This window comes from Rhodococcus sp. NPDC003348 (assembly GCF_053589375.1).
This window is the reverse complement of record NZ_JBSFRT010000054.1, coordinates 18477-36228: the sequence shown is the minus strand read 5'-3', so window position 1 is coordinate 36228 and position 17752 is coordinate 18477. Positions and strand designations below refer to the sequence as shown.

Sequence of the window (17752 nt, the reverse complement as noted above, 5' to 3'; positions counted from 1 at the left end):
GGTCGACTTCCGTTCGGAAGTCGACCCTCGTCGTTTTCTGTGGAGCTAAGGGGACTCGAACCCCTGACCCCCACACTGCCAGTGTGGTGCGCTACCAGCTGCGCCATAGCCCCGTGTTCTGTTGTTCACCCGGTCTCCCGGGCCTCGGCGGGAGTGTCTCGGCCGTTTCGGGCCGTTCCGCTCTCGCCTGGAAAAAGTTACACCACCATCGGTCAGCGCAACAAATCGGCTGGTAAATCGCGGTTTCCCGCCGAAAAGCCTGACGCCGGGACCGCCACCCGAGGGGTGAGGCGATCCCGGCGTCCGTGACCCGTCGGATCAGTTCAGCTTCGCCACCCAGTTCGGGTCGCCGAGCGCGTCGATCGCGGTGCCGTCCACGATGACCGCCGGGGTGCCCGCCGCACCGGTGGCGGCGAGGGCCTGCCGACCGGTCTGGGCGGCCGCGGTCGCCTGCTCGACCTTCGCGCCGTCGGAGATGCACGTCACCGACTGGTCGTCCGCACCCGAATCCTTCGCGATCTGCGCGAGATCGGCGTTGCTGTGGTCGGTCTTGCCGTTCTCGGCGGGCTGGTTGTCCGGCGAGAACAGTGCGCCGTGGAACGCGGAGAACGCGATCGCGTTGCCGCTGTCGGCGACGCACATCAACGCGCCGGCCGCGCGGGAGGAGTAGTCACCGCTCGCCGAGAGCCGGTTCAGGAAGTCCAGCGTGTGGTACCGCACCGCCAGCTGACCCTCGTCGATCTTCTGCGCGATCTCCTGGCCGTTGGTGTGCTCGAGTTGCGCGCAGTACGGGCACATCGGGTCCTCGAACAGGTCGATCGTCGTCCGGGCGTCGGGCAGGCCCAGCCGGACCACGCCCTCCGCGTCGGTGGTCACCTGCACCGCCGAGTTCGACACCCCGCCGTAGCCTTCGTTGCGGGGCTTGCTGCGGTTGGCGCTCCACAGCACACCGGCGATGACGACCACGGCGATCACCAGCACCGCCAGTCCCCCGAGGATGTACGTCGATCGGCTCGAGGTCGGCTGCGGGGCAGCCTTGACGGGCTTGATCTTCTTCGTGCTCACAGGTGCGGTCCTCCGGTCCGGATAGTCCGAGTTCAGATTTTTCGGAACTTACCCTGCCATCTCCGTCTGAGCGCGCACTGAGAGGCGTGCACTCGACCCCGGCCCGAGCGCGACCGGGCTTCGTGGGAACGCGATCAACCACACCGACAACGCCAGGAACCCGACATCCCGGGCGATCTCCCGGGCATAGTCCCAGCCGTCGACGTCGGCCACACCGCCGCCACCGAAGCAACCGCAGTCGATGGACAGTCCGCGCGCCCACACCGAGATGATCACCGAGATCAGCACCACCAGCATCGCGGCGGACGCGATCGCCGTCCCCCGCACGGCCAGTCCGATCAGCAGCAGCAGGCCCAACGCGATCTCGAACATCGGCATCACGGCCGCGACGGGCCGGACCAGATCCTCGGGCAGCAACTGGTAGGCGCGCACCGCAACGACCGTCTGGGTCGGGTCCGCGAGCTTGATGCCTCCGGAGATCAGCCACACCGCCGCCAGACCCAGCCGGGCCAGCAGACTGACGACGGGCCTCCACACCTCTGCGCGATTCCACACGTCTCTCACGGTACCGACGGCGCGCGTCTCTCACCCGCACCCGCTGCGCGCGTAGATTCAGGCCATGGATGATGCGCCCGTCCCACGTCCGGCGAAGCCGGGGCTTCCGCACGGCGCGCTCCCGCACGAATTCGACCACAAGCACGCCAACGTCGCGGGCGGCTGGCTCCGCGCGGCGGCGTTCGGCGCGATGGACGGCCTGGTGACGAACACCTCACTGCTCGCCGGTGTCGGCGGCGCCGGGCTCGGTGCCCACGAGATCGTGCTGAGCGGCATCGCCGGACTGGCCGCGGGCGCGTTCTCGATGGCGCTCGGTGAGTACGCGTCCGTGTCCACCGCGAACCAGCAGATCGACGCCGAGGTGAAGGTGGAGACGCGGGCGCAGCGCAAGCACCCGGTCTCCGAGCAGACCGAACTGGTGGGCACCTTCGTCGACATGGGCATGAGCGAGGAGACGGCGCGGGTCGCGGCCGCGGAAGTGCACCGCGACGCCGAGCAAGCGGTGACGATCCACCTGACCCACGAACTGGGCGTCGACCCGACCGAGAAGCCGTCCCCGCTGGTCGCGGGGGCGTCGTCGTTCCTGATGTTCGCGATCGGCGCGATCATTCCGCTGATCCCCTACCTGCTCGGGTTCGAGTCGCTGGTGGCGGGCCTGACGGTCGGCTGTGCGGGCCTGCTGCTGGTCGGCGCGACCACGTCGCACCTGACGTCGCAGCCGAGGGTGCGCGGCGCGCTACGGCAACTGCTGTTCGGTCTCATCGCGGTCGGTGCCACGTACCTGGTCGGTCTGCTCGTCGGTGTCGGCGTTCCGGCCTGACCCGGCCCGCACTGCCGCCGCTGAACGCGGCGCCGCCAGCAGCCACGCCGCGATCGCGGGCAGCGTGAGTGCCCCGGTGACCGCGAACGCCGTCCCGTAGGACAGCTGCTCCGCGAGGACACCGGCGACGAGCGGCCCGACGACCGACCCGACGTCGGACGCCATCTGGAAGGCGGCGAGCACGGGCCCGCCGCGGGCCTTGGACCCGACCACGTCGGCGACCGCGGCCTGCTGCGCGGGATTCATCAGCCCCGACCCGACACCGGCGATGGCGGACAGCGCGAACAGCACCCAGAGGTTCGGGCTGAATCCGAGTCCGGCGGTGCACAGCCCGCTGACGACCAGTCCCGCGAGCACGAACGGGCGCCTGCCGTGGAGGTCGGAGAGCCGGCCGGCCTGGATCTGGACGAGTGCGTTGCCGACCGCGAACACCGTCAGCGCGATGCCGGCGTACCCGTCGCTCGCGTGCAGTGCCTGCACCACGAACAGCGGCACCAGCGCGACCCGCACCCCGAACACGGCCCAGCCGTTGGCGAAGTTCGACAGCAGCGCCGCCCGGTACACCGGCTCGCGCACGGCCTCCCGGAAGGACATGGTGACCGCGTCCGATGCCTTCTCGGGGGCTGCCAGCGCCGAACCCTTGAGCCGGAAGTACACGACCGCCGCAGCGATCAGCAGGGCGAGCGCGTAGATGAGGAACGGCACGCGCAGGCCGAACCCGACGAGGGCGGCACCGACGAGCGGTCCGCCGATGCTGCCGAACAGGAACGACGTGGCGTACAGGCCGGAGACGCGGCCGCGAATGTGCGGCGGGGCGATCCGGATCAGCAGGCCGAAGGCGGAGACGGTGAACATGGTCGAGCCGATGCCGCCGAGTCCACGGAAGACCAACAGCTGCCAGTAGTTCGACGCGAAGGCCACCGCAGCGGTCGAGGCGGCGACGATCAGCAAACCGGTCAGGTAGGTGGGCCGCTCCCCCATCCGCTGCACCAGTGATCCGCTGACCGGAGCGAACACCAGCCGCATGAAGGCGAACGACGAGATCACCACGGTGGCGGCGAACGCCCCGACCCCGAAGCTGACCGCGAACTGCGGCAGCGCAGGCGCGACGATGCCGAAACCGAGGGCGATGACGAAGCTGGCGCTGACCAGCACCCAGATCTCGCTCGGGAGCCGGGTGGACCGGGATTGCTGTTCGGGTTCGGCTGCAGTCATGACCGATCCACGCTAGTCCGTCAGCCGGTGACCCCCAGCGCCCGGGACACCAGCTCCCGCGCCGCGTCCTGCACCTGCGCGAGATGGTCCGCACCGCGGAACGATTCGGCGTAGATCTTGTACTTGTCCTCGGTGCCCGACGGCCGGGCCGCGAACCAGGCGTTCGCGGTACACACCTTCAACCCGCCGAGCGGAGCGCCGTTGCCGGGCGCGGCGGTGAAGGTCGCGGTGATCGGCTCGCCTGCGAGGGCGGTCGCGGTGACCGCGTCGGGTGTCAGCGCGGCCAGCGCCGCCTTCTGCACGCGGTCGGCCGGGGCGTCGACCCGCGCGTACACCGGATCGCCGTACCGGTCGGTGAGGTCGCGGTAGCGCTGCGACGGGGACGCACCGGTGACGGCGAGCACCTCGGACGCGAGCAGGGCCAGCGCGATGCCGTCCTTGTCGGTGGTCCACACCCGGCCGTCCCGGCGCAGGAACGACGCGCCCGCGCTCTCCTCGCCGCCGAAGCCCAGCTCCCCCGACAGCAGGCCGGGCACGAACCACTTGAACCCGACCGGCACCTCCACCAGCTCACGTCCCAGGCCCGCGACGACCCGATCGATCATCGAGGAGCTGACCAGGGTCTTGCCGACCTTCGCGCCCGCGTCCCACTCGGGACGGTGCGAGTACAGGTACTCGATCGCGACCGCGAGGTAGTGGTTCGGATTCATCAGACCCGCGTCGGGGGTGACGATGCCGTGCCGGTCCGAGTCCGCGTCGTTGCCGGTGGCGATGTCGTACCGGTCGCGGGCACCGATCAGCGACGCCATCGCGTGCGGGGACGAGCAGTCCATCCGGATCTTGCCGTCGCTGTCGAGGGTCATGAACCGCCACGTCGCATCAACCAGCGGATTGACGACGGTCAGGTCAAGGCGGTGCCGCTCGGCGATCGCACCCCAGTAGTCGACCGCGGCGCCGCCCATCGGATCCGCACCGATCCGGATCCCGGCCGCCCGGATCGCGTCCAGGTCGACCAGGTGCGGCAGGTCGTCGACGTAGCTGCCCAGATAGTCGAACGGTCGCGCCACCGTCGCCAGCGCGGTCGCGAGGGGCACCCGCCGCACCCCGGCGAGGCCGGCGGCCAGCAGCTCGTTGGCCCGGTCCTGGATCACCGACGTCGCATCGGATCCGGCCGGGCCGCCGTGTGGCGGGTTGTACTTGAAACCGCCGTCGCGCGGCGGATTGTGCGACGGGGTGACGACGATGCCGTCGGCGAGCGCGGACGACAGGTGGGCGTTGTGCCGGAGGATCGCGTGGCTCACGGCGGGAGTCGGGGTGTAGCGACCGGCCGCGTCGATCAGGACGTCGACGCCGTTGCCGCCGAGCACCTCCAGTGCGCTGGTCCACGCAGGCTCCGACAGGGCGTGGGTGTCGCGGCCCAGGTACAGCGGCCCGGTATAGCCCTGACTCGCCCGGTACTCGACGATCGCCTGCGTGGTGGCCAGGATGTGCGCCTCGTTGAACGCGCCGTCGAGGCTCGATCCCCGGTGCCCGGACGTGCCGAACGCCACCCGCTGGTCGGGGTTCTCGGGATCCGGGGTGCGGCTGAAATAGGCCGTCACCAGCGCAGGAAGATCCTCGAGGTCCCGGGGCTGCGCGGGTTGTCCGGCTCGTTCGTGCGCCATGGTCCTCCTCGGGGACGGTGCTCGGTTGTCGTCGGTGCGGACGGGCCGCGCATCACACGGCCGCCCAGGACGCCCGGGGCACCCTAACCCAGCGCCGGACCAGACGCAGGGTCACCACCGGCAACAGCGCCAGCATGGCGAACACCGCCGCCGCGCACAGCGCGGCACCGGCCAGTCGCACCGCGCCGACATCGGCCGGATGTCCGATCTCCTCGGTCGCGACCCCGATCGCGGGGACGAAGAGCAGGACCGCACCCGCAACCAGCGGCAGGGTGGATCCGCGCCGCGTCGTCAGCGCGGCCACGATCGCACCCGGGAGCATCACGACCGCGTAGATCATCACGATCGCGGCCGACCCACGCCATGACAGGTGCGGCGAACCCCCGGCGAGGAGAGTGGTCACCCGCATCAGCACCCGCGAGACGACCCCGACGAGAAGCCCCGCCACCACCGCCGCCGACACCCCCACGCCAACGGCACGGACCTTCGTCGATGTCATCTCACTCCCGGTCGGCCTTGGCGGCGTGGTCCATTCGCGCCCTGCGACGCCGGGGGCGATTCCATCACATCCGGGTCGCGCGTGCCGGTCATCCGACCATCGCGCCGGCCGCGGCGAACCCGAGGACGGCCGCGCCCATCCCGGCCACCACGTTCAGCACGACATTCGCGACGGCGTAGAGCCGTGCCCGATCCTCGAACAGCCGCACCGTCTCGTAGCCGAAGGTGCTGAACGTGGTCAGCGCGCCGCAGAAACCGGTGCCGACCAGGGTCCACAGCGCGCTGTCGTGGGCGGTCGCGGCGCCGGCGAGCCCGCCGAGGATCAGCGATCCGATCACGTTGACACTGAGCGTCCCCCACGGGAACGCGCTGTCGTGACGGGACTGGACCGCGCGGTCGAGGAGAAAACGTGCGGGGGCCCCGACCGCCCCGCCGAGCAGGACCAGCAGAACCGTCACGCCCGATCGCTCACATGTACTCGCTCGACCCGGTCGAGTGTGACGGTCGCCGAGGTCAGCAGTTCGGCGACGCCCTCCAGGAACCCGCGTATCCGCGACTCCTCGTCGACGATCACCACCAGCACCGGAAGCCCGTCCGCGAGGTCGAGCAGTCGGGTGGTGTGAATGTGCGAGGACGCGCCGTAGCCCTCGATGCCCCGCCAGACACTGGCACCGGCGAGGCCGGCATCCCGGGCCCTGCGCACGATCTCCTGGTACTTGGGCTTGTGATGCCACAGGTCGTCGAGGCCGAGGATGATCGACAACCGCAATTCCGGCCGGGATTCGATCGTGTAGGTGGGCGACGCTGTGGGAGTGGGCTCGTCGGCACGCATGTCAGGTTCCTTTCCCGACCCGGTCGCCGGCGACGACCCGGGTGATCCACAGTCCGGCCAGGACCGCGGCCAGTGCCGCGACCACCGAGCCCACCAGGTAGAAGAACGCCAGCGGAACGTGCCCGTCCGCGAACAGGCCGCGGACCTCGACCGCGTAGGTGGAGAAGGTGGTGAAGCCGCCGAGCACCCCCACACCGAGAAACGGCCGCAGCAGCCGGTGCGCGCTCCACACCTCGGTGACGAGCACCATCAGGATCCCGATCAGGAAGCACCCGGTCACGTTCGCGGTGGCCGTCGCCCATGGCAGCTGCCCGCCCTGCACCGGCATGGCCAGCGTCAGTCCGTATCGCGCGAGGGCACCGACCGCGCCCCCGGCCGCGACCGCCGCGACCACCGCCGTGTCACCGCGCATCACGCCTCCCGATCTGCACCACCCTGCCCAGTGAGCCGGAACCGCAGCGCGGCGACGACATCGGCGAGCGCATCCGCCAGCACGATCACCCGCTCGGCGGGCCCCGGCGCGGACAGCACTCGCAGTTTATCGATCGGACCCAGCGGCAGGGTCCGCGCGAGCGCGAAAGCGCGGGCGCCCGGATCGGCGGGCAATCCGTCCCAGTCCGGGTAACGCGGAGCCTGCCCGCCCTGTTCGCGGGCGAGGGCCGCGGTCACGTCGGTCAACTCGTCGATCCGAGCGGTCAGGATCGTGACGTGCGCCTCGGACGGGACCGAGGGCTCGTCCGGCCACACCCGCACGAGCGCCCGCGGGTACGGGTCGTCCGGCAGCCACTCGTCCACTCGGATCCGCTGCTCCCCGACGCAGCCGAGCAGCAGTCGCGCGCCGGGCACGGGCCTGCACTGCACGATCCGGGCGACGGTGCCCACCCCGGTACGTTCGTCCCCGCCGCCGACCTCGTGGCCGCGGGCGATGAGCACCACCCCGAACCGCAGCCGGTCCGGCGAGGCGGTGCAGTGGTCGACCATCGACAGGTACCGCGGTTCGAACACCTGCAGCGGCAGCGTCTCGCCCGGGAGCAGCACCGTGCCCAGCGGAAACATCGGCAACTCCCCCGAGGCGCCGGCGCTGCCGTACCCACCTTCGTCCCACCACATCCGGTCAGGCTAACAAGGCCGGGACCTGCGGGTCTGCAGGCAAGCCGGGACGAGTCGTTAGCATTTCGAGACGTGACGGACACGAAGACGACTGCCGAACCCGCGCCACCGAGAATTCCGGCACCGCCCGCCGGACTGCGCGGACCGCGGCTGGTCGCAGCGGTCAGCGCACTGCTCGGCATCCTGCTGGCCGTCTCGATTCCGTTCCTACCCGTCCGCCAGACCGTCGCCTCGGTGAGCTGGCCGCAGGACGGCGCGACCACCGGTGTCACCGCGCCGCTGGTGTCCTACGCGCCGACCGACCTGGACGTCACGATCCCCTGCTCCGCCGTGTCGCAACTCGCCGACGCCGGCGGTGTCGTGGTGTCGACGTCCCCGGTCGGCGCCCCGGATGCCGAGCGGTACGGCCTGGTCGCGAAGGTCGTCACCGATTCCGACCCACACCGTCTGGACGTGATCGTCCGCAATCGGGTGCTGCTGTCGAAGCCGGTGGCCGCCCTCGGCCCCGACTGCACGATCGCCGTGCACGCCGACGCCACCACCACCACGGTCCGCCAGAACTCCGTCACCACCGTCCTCGACGAGGACCTGCGGCCGCAGATGGTCGGGGTCTTCTCGCAACTGGCCGGCCCCGCGCCGGACGGGTTGGCGGTGACCGCGCAGCTCGACACCCGCTTCACCACCTCCCCGACGCCGCTCAAGTTCGCCGCGATGGTGCTGACTGCGCTGGCGACGGCGGTGTCGCTGGTCGCGCTGCACCGCATCGACACCGCCGACGGCCGCCGCTCCCGACGGATCCTGCCCGCCCGGTGGTGGTCGTTCACCCGCATCGACGCGCTGGTCGTCGGCACCCTCGCCGTCTGGCACGTGATCGGCGCGAACACCTCGGACGACGGTTACCAGCTCGGCATGGCCCGCGCCGCGGGCGAGGCCGGATACATGGCGAACTACTTCCGCTGGTTCGGCGTGCCCGAGGCTCCGTTCGGTACCCCGTTCTACGACGTCCTGGCCTGGATGACGCAGGTCTCCACGGCGAGCATCTGGATGCGACTGCCCGCGCTCGCCGCCGGCCTGGTCGGCTGGTGGCTGATCAGCCGGGAGGTCGCGCCGCGCCTCGGTGCCGCCGCCCGCGCGTCCCGAGGCCCGCTGTGGACCGGAGCGCTGGTGTTCCTGGCGTTCTGGCTGCCGTTCAACAACGGCCTACGGCCCGAGCCGATCGTCGCGGTCGGGGTGCTCGCGACCTGGTGCTCCGTCGAGCGAGCCGTCGCGACGCGCCGCCTGCTGCCGGCCGCCGCGGCCATCCTGATCGGCGCGATCTCCGTCACCGCGGGCCCGTCCGGCCTCATCTGTTTCGCCGCGCTGATCGCCGGGGCGAAACCGATCGCCCGGATCATCGCCGACCGCGCGCGCAGTGTCTCGGGCGCCGGCTCCGCTCCGCTCCGCGTCGCGGCCGGTTACGCAGCCGTGCTGTTGCCGCTGATCGCGGCCGGGGTGTCGGTGCTGGCCCTGATCTTCGCGGACCAGACCCTCGCTGCCGTGCTCGAGATGCAGAAGGTGCACGCCATCGGCCCCGACGACCCCTGGTTCATGGAGTACCTGCGTTACCAGTGGCTGCTGCAGATCAGCGTCGACGGTTCGCTGTCGCGCAAGTTCGCCGTGTTCGCGATGATCCTGTCCCTGGTCACCGTGATCATCGCGATGCTGCGCCGCGGCGGGCAGATCCCCGGCACCGCCCAGGGGCCGACCCGACGCATCGTCGGCATCACCCTCGGCGCGATGGTGCTGATGATGTTCGCGCCGACCAAGTGGACCCACCACTTCGGCATCTACGCGGGCCTCGCCGCGTCGGTCGCGGTGGTCGCCGCGGTCGCGGTCACACCGGCCGTGCTGCGGTCGCGGCGCAACCGCGCCCTGTTCGCGGCGGCGGTCGCGTTCGCCGTCACCATGTCGTTCGTCAGCATCAACGGCTGGTGGTACGTGTCGAGCTACGGCGTGCCGTGGTGGGACAAGCCGCCGTCCGTCGCAGGCATCGGGTTCGCGACCCTGCTCCTCGGTGTCACGATGCTCCTGCTCGCGGTCGCGGCCTGGTACCACGTACACCCGACCGCGGACCGGCGTCGCGAACCCGGTCGGCTGTGGGCGATCTCGCCGCTGGCCGTCGCCGCGGCCGCAATGGTGCTGTTCGAGGTGCTCTCGCTTGCGAAGGGCGCGATCTCCCAGTACCCGGCGTACTCGATCGCGCGGTCCAACATCGACGCCCTCACCGGGAACAGCTGCGGTCTGGCGAACGACGTTCTGCTGGAGACCGACCCGAACGTCTCGACCCTCCGACCGCTGTCCGGCGACATCGCGGGGGCACTGGCCGCGGGCGGCGCGGACGGGTTCACCCCGAACGGCGTCGCCGCCGACCTCGCCCCCGACGAGGAGGATCTGGCGGCGGGCACCGCGAACACCATCGACCGCACCGACGACACCGAATCCACCGCCGGCGCGGGCACCGCGGGCGGGTTCGGCGGCGAAGGCGTCAACGGGTCCACCGTGGCGTTGCCGTTCGGGCTGGACCCGGACACCACCCCGGTCCTCGGCAGCTACGGCGCCTCGGGCGCCGCGACCGTGACGACCGACTGGTACCGGCTCCCGGACCAGGACGCGTCCGGCTCGCGCGGCGACCTGATCTCCATCGCCGTCGCCGGGCGCGTGTACTCCGTCGACGCGGACGGCGTCGTCACCTACGGACAGCGACTCGACGTCGAGTACGGCGTCACCGAAGCCGGCGGTGTGCGCGCGCTCGGCGCGACCGGCCCGATCGACATCGGCCCCGTCCCGTCGTGGCGGAACCTGCGGGTGCCGCTCGACCGCCTCCCCGCCGAAGCGAACGTCGTGCGGATCGTCGCGGCCGACAACGACATCGCCGGCGACCAGTGGCTCGCGTTCACCCCGCCGCGGGTACCGCGGACGCAGACGCTGCAGGAGGTCGTCGGCACGCAGACGCCGGTTCTGCTGGACTGGATGGTCGGACTGAACTTCCCCTGCCAGGCCCAGATGCAGCACAGCAACGGTGTCGCGGAGGTGCCCGGCTTCCGGATCCTGCCCGACCGGAACGGCGCCATCACCACCGGACGCTGGCAGGACCACGCCGGCGGCGGACCGCTCGGCTGGACCGGCATGCTCCTCGGCGCCCGCACCATCCCGTCGTACCTCGCCCACGACTGGGACCGGGACTGGGGCTCGATCGAGCAGTTCGTCCCGATCGACAGGACCGCCGGACCGGCCCGCGTCGACACCGGCACGGTGACCCGATCCGGGACATGGACCACGGGGCCGATCAACACCGCCTACTGACGGTGCGGGCGTGCAGTGCGGCGACTCCGCTGCGCTGCGCGCCCGTGCAGCAAAGCGGCTCCGCTGCGCTGCGCGCCCGTGCAGCAAAGCGGCTCCGCTGCGCTGCGCGCCCGTGCGCGATCTTCACCCAGACAGTGGTGAACGTCACGCACGGGCCGCGAACCGTTTACGCTGTAGGGCGGAAAGGGACTTCCATGCGCACCTTGCTCGGGCGGTCCGCAGCGGCCGCATTCGCATTGCTCGCCTGCCTCCTCTTCGCCACCCCCACAGTCCAGGCCCAACCGACGACACCGGTCGCCGATCCGGATCCGTTCTACTGGGCGCCGCCCGACCTCGCGGCCCGCGCCAACGGCGACGTGCTCCGCACCCGACCCGTCGATGTTTCCCGGTACGGCAACGCCGACGGCTGGCAGATTCTGTTCCGCTCCACGAACTCGTCCGGTGCCCCGATCGCGGCGGCGACCACGGTGATGGTGCCGCGCGGCGGCGTGGACCGCCCTCTGGTGTCGTATCAGGCGATCATCAATTCGCTCGGCACCCAGTGCGGGCCCTCGCACACCCTGTTCAACGGCCAGTTCACCGAGGCCCCCGCCCTCGGCCCCCTTCTGCTGCGCGGCTGGGCCGTGGCACTTCCCGACCACCTCGGCCCGACCAGTGCGTACGGCGCCGCCCGGCTGGGCGGGCAGATCGTGCTCGACGGGATCCGCGCCGCCAAGCAGGTGCCCGAGATGCGCCTCGTGCGCAGCCCGGTCGGCCTCGTCGGCTACTCCGGTGGCGGCATGGCCACGGGCTGGGCCGCGACCCTGGCCCCGACCTACGCCCCCGACCTGCCGATCGTCGGGGTCGCGCAGGGCGGCGTGCCCACCAACCTGAGCGAGATGGCCGCCGGCCTCGGCCCGGCACCGCATCCGCTGTTCGGGTTGGCCTTTGCCGCAACCCTCGGACTCGAACGGGAGTATCCGTCGCAGATCATGGTCTCGCCCTTCCTCACTCCCGCCGGGGTGGCGTTGCGCGACCAGATGGTCAACGCCTGCTCGCAGCAGATCATCGACGGCGGCGCCGGTCACAGCACCGTCGAGGTGACGCAGGACCCGGGCCGGGTGCTGGCACCCCCGATGCGCACCGTCTTCGACGAGAACAGCCTCCTGACGTATCCCCGATCCCCCGCGGCGCCGGTGTTCGCCTGGCACGGAACCGGGGACCAGTTGGCCCCACTCGACTCGACATCCGCGACCATGAGCCGCTGGTGCGCGTCCGGCACGCGGGTGCTGTTCAACGTGCTGCCCGGCGATCACGGTCCCGCTGCCATCGAGGGCATCCCCGGCGCGTTCGGATATCTCGGCGACCGCTTCGCCGGGGTGCCTGCGCCGAGCAACTGCTGACCGGTGCTCCGGTCGGCGGAGGGGTCAGTGCGTCGGCCACGGCGGTAGCGGCGGTTTGACCCAGGTGATCTTCTCGTCGGCGTGTGCGGGCACCGCCCGCGGGTCGTCCGGATGCGTACCCGCCCAGCGGGTCTTCTCGTCGAGCAGTTCGGCGACGACGCTCCACGTCTCCCTCGTGCTCGGCGGGTTGGCGCCGGCGGCGCGGGCCAGCTTGCGGAGTCGGTCGTCGGGCATCGCGAGCAGCTCCGCGCCACTGATGCCGCGGTCCCACACGAATCGGGCCAGACCGAGCGCCTTCTCCCGCCGCTTGCGGTCCGCCTGATCGGTGTGCGCGAAGTCGACATCGCTGGTGTCCACGGCGCCAACACTAGCCGGAACGAGACAGCGCCCGTCCGTCGCGCTCATCCCGACCAAGCAGGAAAGCCCCCCACTCGCATCTGTACGAGTGGGGGGCCTTTCTTGTGGAGCTGCCGGGAATTGAACCCGGGTCCTACGCAAATTTGCCTGGGCTTCTCCGTGTGCAGTTCGCTATGCCTCTACTTGGATCTCCCGGTCTCGCGAACAAGCCGTGATGACGATCCCAGTCACTGTTTGATGTCCCATCCGACTCCGTGACCGAGCCGGTAGGTGAAGCCCTCTAGCTGATGCCAGTACCCGACCCGAGGGCGAGATCGGACTGACAGACACGCTTCGCTACTTAGGCAGCGAGAGCGTAGTCGCGCTGATTGGAATCGGCGCTTAATTGGTTGCATCGACGCTTACGGTGGTCTCTTGCCTGCACCGACACGCTTCCCCAAACTAAACGTACGCAGTCGAAACCGTTCAGCCCCGTACGTACCCAGCGACTTGCTGGGACCACACACTGTAACGCCCCGGCGCCGAGAAATCATCCTGATTTCCAGTCCGGCGTGTCGGCGAGCGCAAACCTGGACATTCGTCCAGCATCCCCCTACGCTGCGGACCCAGTTCGGTGGATGATTCACGCCACAGCCGTCCCACGGGGAGACTTCCGACACAGATGAAATCCGCAGCCCACATCGTGACCGCGTTCGCCGTCGCCTTGTCACTCGTTGTCGGCGCCGCGACCGCCGCGGCCGCACCCGAGCCGCCCAGCACAGGCCCAGGCGACGACCCCGTGTTCGGGCTCGCGAACGGCTGCTATGCACTGCGGTCCGAGGGCTCGGGCGCCTTCACCCGGCTCACCCCGGAGGGTTACCGCGTCGACGCCGCGACCGCCGGCGACGGCGAGCCCTTCCGGTTGCACGCCGCCCAGCTCGGCCGGTTCATGTTCTACGGGCGCGGTGGCGACATGCTCTCCCACGGCAGCGCTGGCGGACTCCTGCCCGATCCCGCCGCGGACTCGGCCATCGTGCCGACCCGTGACGCGACCCCCGCGACGGACTGGACCCTCACCCACACGGACGGCGTGTACAGCGTCGTCTCCACCGACACCGGCGACCAGCTCACCGCCCACCAGGGACGACTGTTCTCCACCGATCCGGGTGTCGACCCCGACGGCGGCCGGTTCACCCTCGTCCCGACATCGGGCTGCGCGGACTTCCCCGACTCCGAGGTGAACGCGACCGGAACCCCCCTTTCGGGGACCGGACCGAACGGCGAGGTGCGGGGCTTCATCGACGCCCACGTGCACCTCGACGCCAACCTGTTCATCGGCGGTCAGGTGCACTGCGGCACCCCGTTCGACCCGCAGGGCATCACCGTCGCCCTGCGCGACTGCGCCGACCACGGAACCGACGGGTTCCCGGCACTGCTGGAGAACATCCTCTCGCACGGCAGCCCGGTCGCCGAGCACGACACCGTCGGTTGGCCCACCTTCGAGGACTGGCCCAACGCCGACTCGCTGACCCACGAGCAGACCTACTACCGGTGGGTCGAGCGGGCCTGGCGCGGCGGCCTGCGGATCTTCACGAACCTGCTGGTCAACAACCGGGTGTTGTGCGACGTGTACTGGCTCAAGGACCGCTCGTGCAGCGACATGGACACCATCCGTGCGCAGGCGCAGCAGGTGCACGAGATGCAGGACTACATCGACGCGCAGTACGGCGGGCCGGGCCGCGGCTGGTTCCGGATCGTCAGCTCCCCCGCCGAGGTCCGCAAGGTCGCGAGCGAGGGGAAACTGGCCGTCACCATCGGCATCGAGACGTCGGAGCCGTTCGGCTGCAGCATCCGGAACGACGTGCCGCAGTGCACCGAGGCGGACATCGACCGCGGCCTCGACGAGGTGTACGCGATGGGCGTCCGGCAGATGATCGTCACCCACAAGTTCGACAACGCCTTCGGCGGCGTGCGCTTCGACCCGGGGATCCAGGGTGTGGCGGTCAACGTCGGAAACTTCATCGGAACCGGCAAGTTCTGGGAGGCCGAGCCGTGCACGACACCCGAGCACGACAACGAGCTGCTGTCGGTGGGTGACGGTCCGGCCGAGGCGCTCGCCGCGCTGCCGCCGGGAGTGACCACCCCGGTGTACCCGTCGGGACCGCTGTGCAACACCCGCGGCCTGACCGACCTCGGCGAGCACATGGTCCGCGGCATGATGGACCGCGGCATGATCGTCGACGTCGACCACATGAGCGTGAAGACCGCCGAGGACACCCTGCGCATCCTCGAGGAGGCGAAGTACTCGGGTGTGGTGTCGAGTCACAGCTGGACCGATCCGCTCAACTATCGGCGGATCTACGCTCTCGGCGGGTTCGTGGCCGCGTACGCGTCGAGCCTGCAGGACGATCCGAAGAAGGAGGACTTCGTCTCCGCGTGGCGTGAGGCCCGCGAGATGCGCAGCGACGACCACTACTTCGGCTTCGGATACGGCGCGGACACCAACGGGTTCGGTCCGCAGGCCCGTCCGCGTGCGAACGCCGCGGCGGATCCGTTGCACTACCCGTACACGACCTTCGACGGCGGCACGGTGATGGACCGGCAGCGGACCGGCGAACGAGTCTTCGACCTGAACGTCGACGGCGTCGCCCAGTACGGGTTGATCCCCGACTGGATCGAGGACATGCGGAACGTGGCCGGCGACGACGGCGATCGGATCATCGAGGACATGAGCCGCGGCGCGGAGGCGTACCTCCAGATGTGGGAGCGGGTCGCCGAGTAGACGGGGCGGCGGTGCCGAATCGTCCGGTTGCGGTGGGGCTGCGGGCCTAGACTCGACTGCGAGCCGACACCGCTACCGCGAGGAGGCCGACGTGGCCGACCGAACTTCGTCCCGCGCAAGCCAGGCCGCGCCCGTCACCGGTCCCGAACAGATCCGCAACGTGGTGCTCGTCGGGTGCAGCGGGGTCGGCAAGACCACCCTCGCCGAATCGCTCGCCCTCACCACCGGCGCGATCGGCAAGGCCGGCCGGGTAGTGGACGGCACGACCGTGTCCGACTACGAGGACATCGAGCACCAGCAGCAGCGGTCGGTGCAACTCACGGTGCTGCCGCTGGACTGGAACGGTGTGCGGATCAATCTGCTCGACCCACCCGGACATCCCGACTTCGACGCGGAACTGCGCGCCGGGTTGCGGGCCGCGGACGCCGCGGTGTTCGTCGTCTCGGCCACCGACCCGGTCACGGCACCGACCCGGGCACTGTGGCGGGAGGCGACGGAGTTCGGGGTGCCGCGGGCGATCGCGGTGTCGAAACTCGACCTCGCCAGGGAGAGCTTCGACGACATCCTCACCGCCTGCCACGACGCGTTCGGTCTCGGGCCGGACACCCTGCGGCCCGTGTTCGTGCCGGTGCTGCACGGCGGCACCCCGAGCGGCTCCGTCGACCTGCTGACCGGCCGCGGCTACGGGGAGGTCGGCGCCGCACCCGACACCGCCGCCGCCCGGGAAAGTCTCGTCGAGGCGATCTCCGGCCTCGACGACACGTTGATGGAGCGTTACCTGGCCGGCGAGGAACTCGACACCGACTCGCTGTTCGCCGGGCTGCGGCACGAGATCGTCGACTGCACACTCCATCCCGCGCTGGCGGTCACCGAAACCGGTTTCGGCGCCGCGGAACTGCTCGACCTGATCGCCGGGGCGTTCCCGGATCCGACGCACCGGGCGGGCCCCGGCCCGGCCGCGGACCCGGACGCACCGCTGACCGCGCAGGTCGTGCGGATCACCGGCGACGCCTACGTGGGCCGCATCAATCTGGTGCGCGTGTACAGCGGCACGCTGCGCCCCGACACGCGGGTGCAGGTGCTCGGACCCGAGGGCGCCGTGGAGGACCGGGTGACGACGCTTGCGGGACCGTTCGGGAAGTCGACCCATCCGGTCCCCGAGGCGATCGCCGGCGACATCGTGTGCGTGCCGAAGGTGGCGTCCACGCACATCGGTGACACGCTCGCCGACGATCCCGCGACCGCACCGATGCCGCTCTGGCCGCTGCCGGCGGCGCTGCTGCCGATCGGTGTGGAGGCGCACAGCAAGGCCGACGAGGACAAGCTGTCGCAGGCGCTGGCCCGGCTGACCGTCGAGGATCCCGCGCTGCGGCTGGAGCAGAATCCGCAGACCCATCAGCTGGTGCTGTGGTGCACCGGCGAGGCGCACGCCGAGGTCACCCTGGACCGGCTGCGCACCCGGCACGGGGTGAATGTCGACACCGTGCCGTATCAGGTGGCGTTGCGGGAGACGTTCGGCGCCAGCTCGGCCGGGCACGGTCGGCTGGTCAAGCAGTCCGGAGGTCACGGCCAGTACGCGATCTGCGACCTCGAGGTCGAACCGTTGCCCGCCGGGGAGGGCTTCGAGTTCGCGGTGCGGGTGGTCGGCGGCGCGGTCCCGAAGAACTTCATCCCGTCGGTGGAGAAGGGGGTCCGGACCCAGCTCCGGTCCGGGGTCGCGACCGGGCATCCGCTCGTCGACGTGCGGGTCACCCTCGTCGACGGGAAGGCGCACTCGGTGGACTCGTCGGATGCCGCGTTCCAGACGGCCGCAGCGCTGGCACTCAAGGACGCCGCGAGCCGGACCGAGATCCGCCTGCTCGAACCGGTCGCCGCGGTGCGGGTGATCCTGCCCGACGACTACCTGGGCGCGGTGCTCGGCGACCTGTCGGCCCGGCGTGGGCACGTGCTCGGCACCGAGACCACCGAACCCGGTACCGCGCTGCTGCGAGCGGAGGTCCCGGAGATCGAGCTGGCCCGGTACCCGGTGGATCTGCGCTCACTCACCCACGGCACCGCCGAGTTCGCCCGCGCGCACCTGCGCTACGAGGTGATGCCGACCTCGGTCGCCGCGAAGTACACCGGCAACGGCGCGGCCGCGCGCTGATCGCC

The 17752-nt window shown here is 70.7% G+C and carries 15 protein-coding genes, 1 tRNA gene and 1 other RNA gene; 5 read left to right on the top strand and 12 right to left on the bottom strand.

The window, feature by feature from the left end:
• Window positions 1-40 precede the first annotated feature (40 nt).
• The 3 genes from ACWDU4_RS25480 to ACWDU4_RS25470 all read right to left on the bottom strand — a co-directional run bounded on the left by ACWDU4_RS25480 (window position 41) and on the right by ACWDU4_RS25470 (window position 1602).
• Window positions 41-113: transfer RNA gene (locus ACWDU4_RS25480), tRNA-Ala, on the bottom strand.
• 205 nt (window positions 114-318) lie between these two features.
• Window positions 319-1065: a DsbA family protein gene (locus ACWDU4_RS25475; protein ID WP_450116731.1), complete on the bottom strand. Its 747-nt coding sequence runs from the start codon at window positions 1063-1065 to the stop codon at window positions 319-321.
• A 48-nt stretch (window positions 1066-1113) separates the two neighbouring features.
• Complete coding sequence (locus ACWDU4_RS25470; protein ID WP_450116732.1) at window positions 1114-1602, bottom strand: MauE/DoxX family redox-associated membrane protein; 489 nt, start codon at window positions 1600-1602, stop codon at window positions 1114-1116.
• 82 nt (window positions 1603-1684) lie between these two features.
• On the opposite strand from ACWDU4_RS25470, the gene ACWDU4_RS25465 reads away from it, so the two are divergent.
• Window positions 1685-2440: a VIT1/CCC1 transporter family protein gene (locus ACWDU4_RS25465; protein ID WP_450116730.1), complete on the top strand. Its 756-nt coding sequence runs from the start codon at window positions 1685-1687 to the stop codon at window positions 2438-2440.
• Here ACWDU4_RS25465 and ACWDU4_RS25460 read toward each other — a convergent pair.
• The 7 genes from ACWDU4_RS25460 to ACWDU4_RS25430 all read right to left on the bottom strand — a co-directional run bounded on the left by ACWDU4_RS25460 (window position 2357) and on the right by ACWDU4_RS25430 (window position 7759).
• Complete coding sequence (locus ACWDU4_RS25460; RefSeq protein ID WP_450116729.1) at window positions 2357-3655, bottom strand: MFS transporter; 1299 nt, start codon at window positions 3653-3655, stop codon at window positions 2357-2359. The genes ACWDU4_RS25465 and ACWDU4_RS25460 overlap by 84 nt on opposite strands.
• Before the next feature lie 20 nt (window positions 3656-3675).
• Window positions 3676-5319 carry a phosphoglucomutase (alpha-D-glucose-1,6-bisphosphate-dependent) gene (gene pgm, locus ACWDU4_RS25455; RefSeq protein WP_450116728.1) on the bottom strand — a complete coding sequence of 548 codons (1644 nt, stop codon included), beginning with the start codon at window positions 5317-5319 and terminating at the stop codon, window positions 3676-3678.
• 52 nt (window positions 5320-5371) lie between these two features.
• Window positions 5372-5818, bottom strand: coding sequence for a hypothetical protein (locus ACWDU4_RS25450; RefSeq protein WP_450116727.1), 447 nt, complete (start codon window positions 5816-5818; stop codon window positions 5372-5374).
• 88 nt (window positions 5819-5906) lie between these two features.
• Entirely contained in the window at window positions 5907-6275 is a 369-nt protein-coding gene (gene crcB, locus ACWDU4_RS25445; protein WP_450116726.1) for a fluoride efflux transporter CrcB, read from the bottom strand.
• Window positions 6272-6649: a DUF190 domain-containing protein gene (locus ACWDU4_RS25440; protein WP_450116725.1), complete on the bottom strand. Its 378-nt coding sequence runs from the start codon at window positions 6647-6649 to the stop codon at window positions 6272-6274. The genes crcB (ACWDU4_RS25445) and ACWDU4_RS25440 overlap by 4 nt, the downstream gene beginning before the upstream one ends.
• Before the next feature lies 1 nt (window position 6650).
• On the bottom strand, window positions 6651-7061 hold the full coding sequence (crcB, locus tag ACWDU4_RS25435) for a fluoride efflux transporter CrcB (protein WP_450116724.1): 411 nt from the start codon (window positions 7059-7061) through the stop codon (window positions 6651-6653).
• Entirely contained in the window at window positions 7061-7759 is a 699-nt protein-coding gene (locus ACWDU4_RS25430) for an LON peptidase substrate-binding domain-containing protein (protein ID WP_450116723.1), read from the bottom strand. The genes crcB (ACWDU4_RS25435) and ACWDU4_RS25430 overlap by 1 nt, the downstream gene beginning before the upstream one ends.
• 72 nt (window positions 7760-7831) lie before the next feature.
• Here ACWDU4_RS25430 and ACWDU4_RS25425 point away from each other — a divergent pair, with 72 nt between their 5' ends.
• Window positions 7832-11101, top strand: coding sequence for an arabinosyltransferase domain-containing protein (locus tag ACWDU4_RS25425; protein ID WP_450116722.1), 3270 nt, complete (start codon window positions 7832-7834; stop codon window positions 11099-11101).
• A 194-nt stretch (window positions 11102-11295) separates the two neighbouring features.
• A complete protein-coding gene (locus tag ACWDU4_RS25420; RefSeq protein WP_450116721.1) occupies window positions 11296-12483 on the top strand; it encodes a lipase family protein in 1188 nt (395 codons plus the stop codon).
• A gap of 24 nt (window positions 12484-12507) precedes the next feature.
• Here ACWDU4_RS25420 and ACWDU4_RS25415 read toward each other — a convergent pair whose 3' ends face one another.
• On the bottom strand, window positions 12508-12840 hold the full coding sequence (locus tag ACWDU4_RS25415) for a hypothetical protein (protein ID WP_450116720.1): 333 nt from the start codon (window positions 12838-12840) through the stop codon (window positions 12508-12510).
• A 102-nt stretch (window positions 12841-12942) separates the two neighbouring features.
• Window positions 12943-13313: a transfer-messenger RNA gene (gene ssrA, locus ACWDU4_RS25410) on the bottom strand.
• Window positions 13314-13501: 188 nt separating this feature from the next.
• On the opposite strand from ssrA, the gene ACWDU4_RS25405 reads away from it, so the two are divergent.
• On the top strand, window positions 13502-15601 hold the full coding sequence (locus ACWDU4_RS25405; RefSeq protein ID WP_450116719.1) for a membrane dipeptidase: 2100 nt from the start codon (window positions 13502-13504) through the stop codon (window positions 15599-15601).
• Window positions 15602-15692: 91 nt separating this feature from the next.
• A complete protein-coding gene (locus ACWDU4_RS25400) occupies window positions 15693-17747 on the top strand; it encodes an elongation factor G (protein ID WP_450116718.1) in 2055 nt (684 codons plus the stop codon).
• Window positions 17748-17752: the final 5 nt, after the last annotated feature.

What these genes read in the sequence shown, in the direction of transcription:
- ACWDU4_RS25465 (WP_450116730.1), top strand. Translation starts at nt 1,685, where the DNA reads ATGGATGATGCGCCCGTCCCACGTCCGGCGAAGCCGGGGCTTCCGCAC.
- ACWDU4_RS25460 (WP_450116729.1), bottom strand. Translation starts at nt 3,655, where the DNA reads ATGACTGCAGCCGAACCCGAACAGCAATCCCGGTCCACCCGGCTCCCG.
- pgm (WP_450116728.1), bottom strand. Translation starts at nt 5,319, where the DNA reads ATGGCGCACGAACGAGCCGGACAACCCGCGCAGCCCCGGGACCTCGAG.
- ACWDU4_RS25450 (WP_450116727.1), bottom strand. Translation starts at nt 5,818, where the DNA reads ATGACATCGACGAAGGTCCGTGCCGTTGGCGTGGGGGTGTCGGCGGCG.
- ACWDU4_RS25440 (WP_450116725.1), bottom strand. Translation starts at nt 6,649, where the DNA reads ATGCGTGCCGACGAGCCCACTCCCACAGCGTCGCCCACCTACACGATC.
- crcB (WP_450116724.1), bottom strand. Translation starts at nt 7,061, where the DNA reads ATGCGCGGTGACACGGCGGTGGTCGCGGCGGTCGCGGCCGGGGGCGCG.
- ACWDU4_RS25430 (WP_450116723.1), bottom strand. Translation starts at nt 7,759, where the DNA reads ATGTGGTGGGACGAAGGTGGGTACGGCAGCGCCGGCGCCTCGGGGGAG.
- ACWDU4_RS25420 (WP_450116721.1), top strand. Translation starts at nt 11,296, where the DNA reads ATGCGCACCTTGCTCGGGCGGTCCGCAGCGGCCGCATTCGCATTGCTC.
- ACWDU4_RS25405 (WP_450116719.1), top strand. Translation starts at nt 13,502, where the DNA reads ATGAAATCCGCAGCCCACATCGTGACCGCGTTCGCCGTCGCCTTGTCA.